The organism is Aquirufa originis (assembly GCF_042714495.1).
In the GTDB taxonomy this organism is placed as follows: domain Bacteria; phylum Bacteroidota; class Bacteroidia; order Cytophagales; family Spirosomataceae; genus Aquirufa; species Aquirufa originis.
This window is the reverse complement of record NZ_JBBKXY010000001.1, coordinates 617,829-631,090: the sequence shown is the minus strand read 5'-3', so window position 1 is coordinate 631,090 and position 13,262 is coordinate 617,829. Positions and strand designations below refer to the sequence as shown.

Genomic DNA, 13,262 nt, shown 5'->3' with positions numbered 1-13,262 from the left:
TCAAGTATTATTCTTCAGTTAATTCTTCTGAGGCTGCTTCAGATGCGGTCTCCTCCCCTCCCTCTGGAGCTTCAGTAACGGCATTTGTAGTATCCACTACTCCTTCTGTTAACTCAGCACCTTCTAAAACCTCTACCTCTTCTGGCTCCGGCTCTTTTTCGATCTTCGTTACAGATGAAATCTCATCAGATTCATTTTTCAAGCGAATTAATTTAACCCCTTGTGTATTACGTCCCATCACGCGAAGTTCTGCAACGCTTGTACGGATTAAGATACCCGCTTTGGTAATAATCATCAAGTCATTGTTATCATTCACCTCTTTGATAGCGACTAGATTACCCGTTTTCTCCGTGATATTCAAGGCTTTAACTCCTTTACCACCGCGGTTTGTTAAACGGTAATCTTCTACTTCTGAACGCTTACCAAATCCTTTCTCTGATACCACTAACAATTGTTGTACTTCCGGATCAGAAACGCAAACCATACCTACTACTTTCTCCGTAGGAATGTCCTCATCGATCCAAATACCCTTCACACCGGCTGCTGAACGACCCATTGGGCGAACGCGTGTCTCTTCGAAACGAACAGAACGGCCTGTGTTAGTCGCAATAACGATTTGGTTGTTACCATTCGTTAAGGCAACGTCTAATAGACGGTCTCCTTCGCGGATGGTAATGGCGATGATACCATTTTGACGTGGACGAGAATACGCCTCTAACGACGTTTTCTTGATCGTACCGTCTTCTGTACACATCACAATGAAGTTATTATCTATGTAATCTGGATCAGAAATTGATTTCACATTAATCACGGCTCTAATCGTGTCTCCATTCTCGATATTCATCAAGTTTTGGATAGGACGACCTTTAGAAACCTTAGACCCCTCTGGAACCGCGTAAACACGTAACCAGAAACATTTACCGCGCTCTGTGAAGAACAATAACCAATTGTGCATCGTTGCAGAGAACAAATGCTCCGTGTAATCATCGTCTTTCGTCGCAACAGCACGGGAACCTACGCCACCACGTGATTGTGAACGGTATTCTGTGATCGGTGTACGTTTGATATAACCTTGTGCAGAAACGGTGATTAACATCTCGTCATCCGCAATCATATCCTCTACAGAGAATTCTTCATCCGTCATGTTGATTTGCGTTCTACGCTCATCGCCGTAACGTTGTTTGATATCCGTTAATTCGTCTTTGATGATCTGTAATTGACGTTCAGGTTTGGCCAAAATATCTTCCAAATCTTCGATCAATTTCATAATCTCCGCGAACTCATTCATGATCTTATCGCGCTCCATTCCAGTTAAACGCTGTAAACGCATCTCCAGGATAGCCTTCGATTGAAGTTCAGATAAGTTGAATTTAGACATTAAGCCTTCTTGAGCCGCACTCGGATCTTTCGACTCACGGATTAACTTGATTACGGCGTCTAGGTTATCTAGGGCAATAATGAAGCCTTCCAAAATATGTGCACGCTTACGTGCCTCACGCAAATCGTATTGTGTACGACGTACGATAATCTCATTTCTATGCTCTACAAAGTGGTGAATCAAATCTTTTAGATTCAACATCATAGGGCGACCTTTTACTAAGGCTACGTTATTCACCGAGAACGATGATTGTAAAGCCGTATGCTTGTACAGGTTGTTCAATACGACATTCGCTACCGCATCACGCTTTAAATCGAATACGATACGCATCCCTTGACGGTCAGACTCATCGCGAATCTCTGAAATACCTTCGATCTTTTTGTCATTCACTAAATCAGCACATTGCTTGATTAAGGAAGCCTTATTAACCATGTAGGGAATTTCCGAAACAACGATCTGCTCTTTACCTGTTTTAGACGTATCAAAAGTCGCGTTTCCACGCACCACGATACGACCTCTACCTGTCTCGAATGCATTGCGAATACCCTGAACACCATAAATAGTACCTCCCGTAGGGAAATCCGGTGCTTTGATGTACTGCATCAACTCAAGAATCGTGATATCACGGTTGTCGATATAAGCAGAAATACCATCTACTACCTCGTTCAGGTTGTGTGGCGCCATATTCGTCGCCATACCTACCGCGATACCCGAAGTACCGTTCAATAGTAGATTAGGGATCTTAGCGGGTAAAACCGTAGGCTCCTCTAGGGAATCATCGAAGTTAGGCTGAAAATCAACCGTTTCTTTGTTCAAATCAGAAAGCAACTCATCCGCAATACGCTTCAAACGAGCCTCCGTATAACGCATCGCTGCCGGAGAATCACCATCCACGGATCCAAAGTTACCCTGGCCATCCACTAAAGGATAACGCAATGACCAATCTTGGGCCATACGCACCATCGTGTCATACACGGAAGAATCACCGTGTGGGTGATACTTACCGAGCACCTCTCCGACAATACGGGCTGATTTCTTATACGACTTGTTGTAGCTGACACCCAACTCCTCCATTCCGAACAAGACCCTTCTGTGAACTGGCTTCAATCCATCACGTACGTCTGGAAGCGCACGAGATACAATAACTGACATCGAATAATCGATGTACGCTCCCTTCATTTCATCTTCGATGTTGATAGGGATAACATTGCTTTGTAATGACATAAATACTGTTTTGATTCAAGAGAAAAACACAGCAGAAAGCGGTATTTTTCAATAGAACAAATATCTTAAATTATGCCTATTTTTCCAAGAAAAAAAAGGACTAAAATGAGGGGATTATTTTTTGCGAACGGAAGATTCCCGTACAATCAATTTTGTCTTCAAAACTTCCACTCGAGGGACTGGATTATCTGTTTTGTGCTCGATTTGTTCTAACAATAATTCAACCGATAAACGGCCTATTTCTTCCAAAGGCTGTGCAATAGAGGAAATCGTAGGAGAAACTAAGGAGCAAATAGGTTCATTATTAAAACTCACCATCTTAACTTCGTTAGGAACCGAAATATTCAACTCTCTTAAGGCAATTAAAACCCCAATGGCTAATCGATCTGAAACCACTAAGATACCGTCAGGACGATTTGGCTCTTTCATCAGTTGATGCGTCTTCGCAATGGCAGAATCTTGGAAGTAATCACTATGAATTATCAACGAAGGATCAGATTCAATTCCAGCCTCTTGAAGAGCGCGCGAATAGCCCATTCTTCGCTGGTTACTCACTGAAACGTTCTTGGGCCCGGCTAAAAAAGCAATGCGCTTACATCCATTCTCAATTAAGTGTTTAACGGCTTCATAGGCTGATTGCTCATTATCCACCATCACCTTAGAGGCATCAATTTCTTCACTATCTCGGTCAAAAAAGACAAGTGGAATTCCCCTGCGTTGCAAACGGGTCAAATGATCAAAATTCACCGTTTCACGGGATAAAGAAATAATTATTCCCTCGACTTGTGAACGAGAAAGGTTTTGAATGTTCGTTAACTCACGCTCAAAGGATTCTTGCGTTTGAGTGATCAAAAGGGAATATCCGGCAGCGATGGCGGCATCCTCCACCGCTTTCACTACCGTCGAAAAGAAATAATATCCTAGATCTGGAACAATAAGACCGAGTGTTTTGGTCTTGGATTTAACTAAACTGGTGGCGAGGACATTAGGCTGGTAATCAAGCTCTTTGGCAAGATCCAAGACTAATTTCTTCGTATCTGGATGAATATCCGGCAAATCACGTAAAGCCCTGGATACGGTCGCAACGGAGACTCCCAGCTGCTTGGCAATATCTTTGATGGTAACTTGGTGACGCATTCGTTTAGGTTAGCTTCTCCAAAAATACACAATAAATGTTTACAAAATTCAATCGAGGCGATAAACGACAGTACTTCGTCCTGCTGAGACACCCATAGGAGGATTTTCCTTCGAAATTTGCACTAAAACGGCAACTTCTTGGCTTAATTCAGCTCTGATTTTTTGAGCAATCGTTTCAGCTACTGTTTCTAATAAATCCACCGGATTAGCCATCACCTGCTTGCAAATGGTGTAAATCCGCGAATAATCGATGGTATTCGCGATATCATCTGAAAAATTAGGCTGCGATTCCGATTCGACTAGCACATCCAAGGTATACCAATTCCCTAAAATTCGCTCCTCCGGATACAATCCGTGAAAAGCAAAAATACGTATGTCATCGATAGAAACTTGGTAATTCGCCATCTTAGTTAATCTCCCCTACTTTACCACGTGGACCGGATGATTTTGCATAAGCTTCTAACACCTTATTTAAGGTTGGTAAACCTTCGTCAGATACGGTTTCCAAAGTGATTTTAGGCTTAGGACCGCGTTTAGCAGCTGGCTTTGCGGCCTGCACTTTCGGCTTAGGACCACGTTTTGCTGGAACAGCTTTGGGCTTAGTAGGAACTGCCGTTTTAACTGCCTTAGGTTTCGCAACGGCCTTTGGTTTCGCGACTTTAGCTTTCTCAGCTACTTTTGGCTTCTTCACCGACGGCTTCGGCTTATTTTTCACGCCTGGCTTGCGACCTCTTTTAGCCGCTGGAGCAGCAATTGTATCGATGGAAGCCACTGGCTTCACTAATTCGGTAGCGTTCCATTGGGAAATAGACCCTAATGTTTGCTCCGCTATTTGCTTTAATTGCGCCGCTATTTCCTTCTGTGCCTCTTGCAAATTACGCAATTGGCGCTCTTGTTCCTTTAATTCCTGACCAGCTTGCGCTAGGGTTTGTTTACGCTCATTTTCGGATAATAACGCCTGCTTTTGAGCCTCTGTTTCTGCTTTCTTTTTGATAGCATCGGCCTCCTTTGACGCTTTATCTAGGATTCCTTTTGCTTCTTTCTCCATCTTAGCCGTGAAGTTTTGCTGACTTTCTTCGGCTAATTTCAACGCTCTAAATAAACTGGATTCAATTTCTCTTAAACGAGCCACTTCAGCTTCTAAATCAGCTACTTTCTGATTTGATTTAGCCAAAGAGTTTTGTGATTCGGTCTCAAAGTCCTGTACACTTTGAACATAAGCGTCTACTTCTGAGACATCATAACCGCGAAAAGATTTCGAAAAAGAAGCTTCCAATATTGTTTGATTTAGATATATAAACGCTAAAATAGGAAATTATTTAGTGAATTTTCCAAATAGAAAGATTTTTATCGTCTGATGCTGATACCAGCAAATCGTCGAATGAAGACCAGATTAGTTTATTAACCGAATTCTTATGTCCTCCGTGTCTGGAAGCATCTAGTACTTTGCGCAAGGTTAAGGTCTCACTCTCCCAAACTTTCACCGTCTTATCCATACTGGCCGTCGCAAACCATTTCCCATCCGGAGAAAACTGTATATCGTGAATAGCATATATATGCCCAATCACTTCGTTTAGAAGCTGAAAATCCTCACTCCAACGCTTGATTCGCGCATCTTTGCCTACGCTGTAGAGTTCCCCTCCCCTGCTTTGGAGCGAAAAAACAGACGATTCATGCGCCTTGAATGAGTGCACTAATTGAAAAGTAGTGTCAAAAACACGAATAAATCCATCCGAATAGCCTACAGCCACGCGATTATCCGCTAAAACGCAGAAACAACGAACGCTTGTTGAGCTGGCTTTGATATGTTTTACAACCGATTTTGTTGCGATATCTACCACGGTAATCAATCCCCCATTATGCCCAATCCAAGCATTAGAGCCTACAAAAGCAATAGAAAAAATGGATAAACCTTTCGTCGGAATAGCAAATACTTGAGACTGATCATCAACCTGAATTCCTTGGATTCCCTCGTAATTATGGCCTATCCATAAGATTCCGGTTGCATCCAGCTTCATCGCATAAACGGAACCCTCGATTTGGGCAATTACTTTACCCAGATCTGGTTTTGCCAGATTCCATTGCACTACCCATCCATCAGATCCCGCCGAATAAAACAGGGAATCAACACCCTTTTCCAGCGAATAAACTGGTCCACGGTGCCCTGAGAAGGTATCAATACGTTCAATTTGTAGCGTACTCAAATTATTTCCATCGATTTAGCTACAAAAATGATAATTTTACGTTCAATTATTCCCTTTTATGCCCCAAATATTTTCAAAAATTAGCGCTGACAATTTTCAAATTTTGGTTTGGAAAATCGAAGAGCCCTTCGCTTTTTTTGAAACATTCCCAGCATCCTGGTCCACTCCTACTATTGAAAATCCGATCAAAAAACTGGAATCCATTGCGGCAAGGTATTGTTTGCATCAGCTTTCACCTGAATTTGAAAGCCTAGTTCTCGTCCAAAACGACCGTAATAGACCTTATTTCCAAAATTCAGAATGGCACATCAGCCTTACCCATTCCTATCCTTATGTGGCAGCGGCCTGTTCACCTGAGAAACGCATCGGAATTGATCTGGAGAAACCGGGTAGAAATATCGAGAAAATTGCCCCACGTTTCCTATGCCCCGCGGAATTAGCCAAGTGGAAAGATGCCTCAAATCTGCTGACTTTGGCATGGTCTGCAAAGGAATCCATCTATAAAGCGGTGGGTAAACCTGGACTTTCGTTTCAAAAAGAAATGGAGATATTCGATTTTAATCAAAATCCGTGCAAAGCGCAGATTTCTACCAAGGAAGAGATCGCTATCTATTGGGAAGAATTCCCGGAATTTAGCCTGACTGTTGCCTTAATCTAATAGATCAATCAGATCCGTTAGTTCATCCTTGTATTCCAGCTCTCCTGCTTTTTCATAAGCCATCAGTAAATTGCGAATGACACGGCGGATGATTTCTAAATTAGTGCAAGGATTATAATAGATCTCGTTAGGGGTCAAGTTCAATTGAGCAATATAGTTATCAATATCTATCTTATTGAAAATCAATCCTTTGTTAAATACATTGATGTAAAACTGCAAGCCATTTTGCTTGTAGGTCAACACGAAAAGATTAGGCAGATTCACGCCATAAACAGGTAAACCTAATTTTTGGGCGACCCACATATAAATAACACAAAGGCTGATGGGATTCCCTTTTTTAGAGGACAACACATTGTTAATGAACGAGTTATTGGCTGCATGAAAATTCTTCGAATTCGGACCGAACTTCAATTGATCAAACAACACCGTGTTCAAGACCTTCACTTGGTCCATTGGGTGTAATTCCTCCCGCATTTGTGGCCAAACCTCATAATATAACTGATCCATTTCCACTTTTAACTGCTCAAAAGTATAGTCAGGATAGCGGTAAGTCGCTAAAATCCACATTCCCTCTAATAAATCCATTCCTCCTGATTCCTTCCAAAGCTGTAAACGAGTCTTCACCGATTGCCATTGGAAATCGTGAATCAAGTTTTCAATTTTGGTTTGGAGAATTGGATTTAAGCTCTCAGTCTCCCATTCCGATTCTAAAACCGGAATAATCGAGGGTCCTAAGGTCCGAATTTGCTGCTCTACCATAGTCACGACTTCCTGATCAGAATCGTCTAATAAATGAATCATGGCTTTAATGGCAGCTTCCGTCATAGAGAACGTATATTTTTGACAAAATTAAAGACATTTGGCCTATTTTCCCCTAAATTTGTCTTTAATTCTTATCATTTACGTATGCAAATTTTAATTACGGGAGGAGCTGGATTCATTGGATCACATACCTATGTGGTTTTGAAAGAACACGGTTACACCCCTATTATCGTAGATAACTTCTCCAATTCTTCGAAAAAGGTCATTAAAAACCTAGAAATCATCACAAAAGAACCGGTGATTTTCGAAGAAGGCGATGTCAACCATCCGGAGACCTACGATCAACTATTCAAGAAATACGATATTAGAGGAATTATCCACTTTGCCGCTTCTAAGGCAGTAGGTGAATCAGTGGAGAACCCCTTAAAATACTACCGAAATAACGTAGCGTCAACGGTTCTCCTTTTAGAAAAAATGGCCGAATACGGTCTTTCAAACCTAGTATTCTCGTCATCTTGTACGGTATACGGTCAACCAGAAACACTCCCAGCCACGGAAGAATCGCCAGTTCAACCGGCGACCTCCCCTTATGGCAACTCGAAGCAAATTTGTGAGGAGATTATTCGCGATACGGTAGCAGCGTCTTCAGCGTTAAAAGCCATTGCTTTACGTTACTTTAACCCCATTGGGGCGCACGAATCGGCCTTAATTGGGGAATTACCCATCGGACCTCCGGCAAATTTGATTCCGTTTTTAACACAATCGGTAGCAGGTTTACGTGGGCCATTACAGGTATGGGGAACGGATTATCCTACTCCGGATGGAACAGCGATTCGCGATTATATTCACGTAGTGGATTTAGCGGGGGCGCATGTGAAAGCTTTGGCCCACTTAATCGACGGAAAATCAACCAAAAACTACGATTTCTTTAACATCGGAACAGGCCAAGGGAGCTCTGTCATGGAAGTTATCACCGCTTTCGAAAAGGCGACTGGTAAGAAAGTTCCGTATGAAATCAGAGACCGCAGAGCGGGAGATATTACGGCGGTTTATGCCTCAACAGATAAATCGAACCAGGTTTTGGGTTGGAAAACACAATTTAGTTTAGAAAAAGCCTTGCAAGACGCCTGGAAATGGCAAGAAGCAATCAATCAATAAGATGAAAAAATTAGTTATCACCGGCGGTGCCGGATTTATTGGATCGCACGTGGTTCGTTTGTTTGTGAACAAATACCCGGATTACCAGATCTACAATTTGGATGCCTTGACGTATGCAGGTAACCTAGCAAATAATGAAGATGTGGCGTCTGCCCCTAATTACCACTTCATTAAAGCGGATATCACGGATGCGGAACATATCGACGCCCTTTTTGCAGAACATCAATTTGATGGCGTGTTACACCTAGCTGCGGAATCACACGTGGATCGCTCCATTACGGATCCTTTGGCGTTCGTCAGAACGAATGTCATCGGAACGGTGAATTTATTACAAGCCGCGAAGAAACACTGGGCAGGAAAAATGGAGGGCAAGCGCTTTTACCACATCTCTACTGATGAGGTATATGGTGAGTTGCACGATCCGAAGGAATTTTTCTTAGAAACAACGTCTTACGATCCACGTTCGCCCTATTCAGCATCAAAAGCGAGTTCAGACCACTTCGTTCGGGCTTACCATGAAACCTATGGTCTACCTACGGTGATTACGAATTGTTCGAATAATTATGGGCCAAATCACTTCCCAGAGAAGTTAATCCCCTTGATGATTCATAACATCATGAACAACAAACCTCTTCCTGTGTACGGAAAAGGCGAAAATGTACGCGATTGGTTATTCGTGATTGACCACGCACGTGCGATTGACTCGGTATTTCATGATGGAAAAATAGGCGAAACCTATAACATAGGTGGCTTTAATGAGTGGAAGAACATTGATTTAGTCCATTTATTGTGCAAAATTATGGATGAGAAATTAGGTCGTACAGCAGGAACATCGGTTCAATTAATCACCTATGTGACGGATCGTGCGGGTCACGATTTGCGCTATGCGATCGATGCGAACAAGATAATGAAAGAATTAGGTTGGGAACCTAGTTTGCAATTCGCTGAGGGTTTAGAGAAGACCGTGAATTGGTATTTAGAGAATGAAAAATGGTTAAATGATGTCACTTCAGGTGATTATCAGAAATATTACGAAAAAAACTACGCAGGCAGATAAGATGAAAGGAATTATTTTAGCGGGTGGATCCGGAACGAGATTACACCCATTGACTTTAGCGGTTAGCAAGCAATTAATGCCGGTTTATGACAAGCCGATGATCTATTACCCCTTGTCTATCTTGATGTTATCGGGCATAAAAGAGATTTTGATCATCTCTACACCGCACGATTTACCTCATTTCGAAAAGTTATTAGGCGATGGATCCCAAATCGGCTGTCGTTTCGAATATGCCGTTCAACCAGAGCCGAACGGTTTAGCGCAAGCGTTTGTCATCGGAGAAAAATTCATTGGAAAAGACAAGGTTGCCTTGGTTTTAGGCGATAACATCTTCTATGGTTCTGGCTTGAGTAAGTTATTACAAGCGAACAATGATCCGTCTGGTGGCGTGGTTTACGCTTATTCAGTGAACGATCCAGAGCGTTACGGCGTGGTGGAGTTCGATGCAGACAATAAAGTGATCTCGATCGAAGAGAAACCGGAGAAACCGAAATCGAATTACGCTGTTCCAGGCTTGTATTTCTACGATAATGATGTGGTGGAGATTGCCAAAAACATCGCCCCATCCCCTCGCGGAGAATACGAAATCACGGACGTGAACAAAGAATACTTGAAGCAAGGACGTCTTTCGGTGGGTATTTTGAACCGCGGAACAGCTTGGTTAGATACAGGTACTTTTGCGTCCCTAATGCAAGCAGGTCAATTCGTTCAAGTGATCGAAGAACGCCAAGGCATGAAAGTAGGCTGTATTGAAGAGGTTGCCTACAGAATGGGGTACATCGATAAAGCGCAATTAAAGAAAATCGCTGAGCCACTGGTGAAAAGTGGTTATGGACAATACCTATTGAATTTAATCGCCTAATCGGCTTATATACCTAGAATTCCCGCTATCAACGCTAATCCAAACAGCAAGATGGCGGGAATTTTTGTTTTCTCTGCTAGCACAAAAGCTGCCGCTACGATTCCAAGAGAGACAAATTGCGCATCTACCACCATAGGCTTTGTAAAGGTAAATACCGCCACCAAAGTTAATCCCACAGAAGCGGCCTGAATACCCGCTAGAGAGGCCCGAATGAAGCGATATTGCTTCAATTGCCCCCAAATTCGAAACACAAAGAAGATCAAAAAAGTCCCCGGCAAAAAGATTCCCAACGCACCGATGAGAGAACCCGCCAATTCACCTAGCAGACCATAGTCCTTCATCAACAAGACCCCCAAATAAGACGTAAAGGCAAATACTGGACCGGGAAGCGTTTGCGAAAGAGCCATTCCCGTCAAAAAGGCGTCTGAACTAATTAACTGTTTAAACTCGACAAATTCGGTGTAAAGAACAGGAGCCAGAATATGCCCTCCCCCAAAAACAAGGGATCCATTCCGGTAAAAATTTTCAAAAAGTCGAATAGGGAAATATTCCGTGAAATGGCCTAAAAGTGCCAAAAAAAGCAAAAAAACCCAATATAAATGAAAATTAGCCCAAGGAATGACGAATTTATGTTTGGTTTGGCGAGGGAAATCTTTATAGTTCAGCGACGAAACAATTCCTCCTAAAACAAGTACTAAAGGGAAAATATAGGGACTGTGAAAAGCGATCCCTAAAAACAAGGTCACGAGTAGAATGATGACATACATAGGACCAGTGATGACCTTTTTGGCCATATACCATCCCGCCTGCAAAATCAAACCAATACCTACTGGAAGAACGTAATGAAGAATCGAATTATTCCGTAAAAAAGTCATTCCGTAGGCTGCCAGGGTCATGATAAGTACCGCCGGAGTGACCCAAATAAACAAAGTGAGGTAAGCCAAAGAAGCCCCACCCCGCTTCAAACCGATCGCTGTGATCATTTGAGTCGAGGTAGGGCCTGGTAATACGGAACAAAGCGCTTGAATTTCAAACAACTCTTCCTCCGTTAAATAGGCTCTTTTCTTGACTAATCGATCTAAAAAGAGCGCAAAATGCACTTGAGGACCCCCAAAAGAGGTGCAGGCTAAAAGCAAGACATCCCACAGGAAATCCAGGTGTTTTAGCCGCATGATTTATGCCTTTTTAAGTCCTAATTCAATCAATCGCTCATTCAAAAACGCCCCCGCTGTCATGTCCGTATAGATTTTTGGGTATTCCGTCGAAACGCAAGATGGTAAACAAGTCAAATCCATTTCAGAACGCGGATGCATAAAGAAAGGGATCGAATAACGAGATGTACCCATTTTTTCACGCGGCGGATTCACAACGCGGTGAATCGTCGATTTCAATTTATGATTCGTCAAACGATCTAACATATCTCCTACATTCACCACTACCTGATCCGGTAAAGCTGTAATGGGAATCCATTTCCCATCCATACGCAATACTTCTAAGCCTTCCGCAGAAGCACCCATCAATAAGGTAATCAAGTTAATATCACCGTGTGCCGCCGCTCTCACCGCTCCTTCTGGCAAGGAATCAGGATCTAGAATTGGGAAATAGTGAATCGCACGTAAAATGGAATTACCGTTTTTCACACGGGATTCAAAATAGTCTTGTGGCAATTCTAAATAGAGCGCAATCGCCTGCAAAAGTGCTTTCCCAGCTTTCTCTAAAGTTTGGTAGGCTTCCACTGTGTTCTTTTCGAAATCAGGGTATTCCGCTGGAAAAACGTTCGCTGGATATTCAGACCAAACGGAATCTCCATCTTCCTTGTGCGGTTGACCCACGTGGTAAAATTCCTTTAAATCAGGCACCTTAAAGCCTTTAGCCGTTTCTTTTCGTTTCCCGATATAGCCACGCTGGCCTGCAATTCCTTCTATTTCATAGGTTTGCTTCAGCGAATCAGGCGATTGAAAAAACTGCTCTACATCCGAATACAGCTTTTTCGTAAAGTCATTCGACAATCCGTGACCCTTAATCGCCACAAAACCAATCGTGTTGAAGGCAGCCCCTAAATCTTGTACAAATTTCGCCTTGCGACCAGCTTCTCCCGAAAGGAAATCCGCTAAATCCAACGAAGGAATTTCATCTAATAACATCTTATTTAGTAAAGTTTGTTGATACAAAGTCCCAGTTAACTAGGTTCCAAAACGCCGCGATATAATCCGCACGCTTGTTCATGTATTTTAAATAATAAGCGTGTTCCCACACGTCTAAGGCTAAAATAGGTTGACCTTTTACTTCCGCCACATCCATCAATGGATTATCTTGATTAGGCGTCGAAGAAATCACTAGTTTTCCTTCTTTCTTGATTAACCAAGCCCAGCCTGATCCAAAACGAGACGTTGCAGCTTTCGTGAATTCAGCCTTGAATGCATCAAAGGAGCCAAAATCAGCCTCTATTTGCTTCGCTAAAGCTGCAGAAGGTTTAGAACCTTTGGCAGGTCCTAACACATTCCAGAAAAAACTGTGATTCCAGTGTCCTCCCCCATTGTTGCGCACGGCAACTGGTTGAGTAGAAACGGTGGCTAAAATCTCTTCAAGCGATTTAGTCGCAGCCGGTAAAGCCTTGTTTAAATTATCTACATAGGCCTTGTGGTGACGGTCGTGGTGGATTTCCATCGTTAAACGATCGATATGAGGCTCTAACGCATCAAAAGCATAAGGCAAGGCTGGTAAACTAAAAGAATCGGCTACAGGAGCTGAAAAAGAGGGCAACACCACGCTAGCACCTGCAAGGACTAGGGATTGTTTCAGAAATTCGGAACGTTTCATCG

General features: G+C 42.6%; 13 protein-coding genes. 4 read left to right on the top strand and 9 right to left on the bottom strand.

The window, feature by feature from the left end; genetic code table 11:
* Nucleotides 1-7: 7 nt before the first annotated feature.
* The 5 genes from gyrA to SKC35_RS02685 form a co-directional block, all read right to left on the bottom strand.
* Nucleotides 8-2,602, bottom strand: a complete 2,595-nt coding sequence (gyrA, locus tag SKC35_RS02705; protein WP_377977940.1) for a DNA gyrase subunit A — start codon at nt 2,600-2,602, stop codon at nt 8-10.
* Between the two features lie 114 nt (nt 2,603-2,716).
* A complete protein-coding gene (locus tag SKC35_RS02700; protein ID WP_377977939.1) occupies nt 2,717-3,739 on the bottom strand; it encodes a LacI family DNA-binding transcriptional regulator in 1,023 nt (340 codons plus the stop codon).
* Nucleotides 3,740-3,787: 48 nt separating this feature from the next.
* A complete protein-coding gene (gene folB / locus SKC35_RS02695) occupies nt 3,788-4,144 on the bottom strand; it encodes a dihydroneopterin aldolase (protein WP_377977938.1) in 357 nt (118 codons plus the stop codon).
* Between the two features lies 1 nt (nt 4,145).
* Nucleotides 4,146-5,015, bottom strand: coding sequence for a DivIVA domain-containing protein (locus SKC35_RS02690; RefSeq protein ID WP_377977937.1), 870 nt, complete (start codon nt 5,013-5,015; stop codon nt 4,146-4,148).
* Nucleotides 5,016-5,058: 43 nt separating this feature from the next.
* Complete coding sequence (locus SKC35_RS02685; RefSeq protein WP_377977936.1) at nt 5,059-5,943, bottom strand: WD40 repeat domain-containing protein; 885 nt, start codon at nt 5,941-5,943, stop codon at nt 5,059-5,061.
* Between the two features lie 58 nt (nt 5,944-6,001).
* Between SKC35_RS02685 and SKC35_RS02680 the strand changes: the two genes are divergently transcribed.
* Nucleotides 6,002-6,601 (top strand): 4'-phosphopantetheinyl transferase family protein, encoded by a 600-nt coding sequence (locus SKC35_RS02680; protein WP_377977935.1) that lies wholly within the window; start codon nt 6,002-6,004, stop codon nt 6,599-6,601.
* Here the strand turns inward: SKC35_RS02680 and SKC35_RS02675 are convergent.
* Nucleotides 6,593-7,426: a transglutaminase-like domain-containing protein gene (locus tag SKC35_RS02675; protein WP_377977934.1), complete on the bottom strand. Its 834-nt coding sequence runs from the start codon at nt 7,424-7,426 to the stop codon at nt 6,593-6,595. The genes SKC35_RS02680 and SKC35_RS02675 overlap by 9 nt on opposite strands.
* Nucleotides 7,427-7,507: 81 nt before the next feature.
* Here SKC35_RS02675 and galE point away from each other — a divergent pair, with 81 nt between their 5' ends.
* The 3 genes from galE to rfbA are packed head-to-tail and all read left to right on the top strand — an operon-like array spanning nt 7,508 to nt 10,440.
* A complete protein-coding gene (gene galE, locus SKC35_RS02670) occupies nt 7,508-8,521 on the top strand; it encodes a UDP-glucose 4-epimerase GalE (protein WP_130896414.1) in 1,014 nt (337 codons plus the stop codon).
* A gap of 1 nt (nt 8,522) precedes the next feature.
* Nucleotides 8,523-9,578: a dTDP-glucose 4,6-dehydratase gene (gene rfbB / locus SKC35_RS02665; RefSeq protein WP_377977933.1), complete on the top strand. Its 1,056-nt coding sequence runs from the start codon at nt 8,523-8,525 to the stop codon at nt 9,576-9,578.
* Nucleotide 9,579: 1 nt separating this feature from the next.
* Nucleotides 9,580-10,440 carry a glucose-1-phosphate thymidylyltransferase RfbA gene (gene rfbA, locus SKC35_RS02660; RefSeq protein WP_377978402.1) on the top strand — a complete coding sequence of 287 codons (861 nt, stop codon included), beginning with the start codon at nt 9,580-9,582 and terminating at the stop codon, nt 10,438-10,440.
* Nucleotides 10,441-10,445: 5 nt separating this feature from the next.
* Here rfbA and chrA read toward each other — a convergent pair whose 3' ends face one another.
* The 3 genes from chrA to SKC35_RS02645 are packed head-to-tail and all read right to left on the bottom strand — an operon-like array spanning nt 10,446 to nt 13,260.
* Nucleotides 10,446-11,612, bottom strand: coding sequence for a chromate efflux transporter (gene chrA, locus SKC35_RS02655; protein WP_377977932.1), 1,167 nt, complete (start codon nt 11,610-11,612; stop codon nt 10,446-10,448).
* Nucleotides 11,613-11,615: 3 nt separating this feature from the next.
* Nucleotides 11,616-12,584 (bottom strand): isopenicillin N synthase family dioxygenase, encoded by a 969-nt coding sequence (locus SKC35_RS02650; protein WP_377977931.1) that lies wholly within the window; start codon nt 12,582-12,584, stop codon nt 11,616-11,618.
* A gap of 1 nt (nt 12,585) precedes the next feature.
* A complete protein-coding gene (locus tag SKC35_RS02645) occupies nt 12,586-13,260 on the bottom strand; it encodes a superoxide dismutase (RefSeq protein ID WP_377977930.1) in 675 nt (224 codons plus the stop codon).
* Nucleotides 13,261-13,262 lie beyond the last annotated feature (2 nt).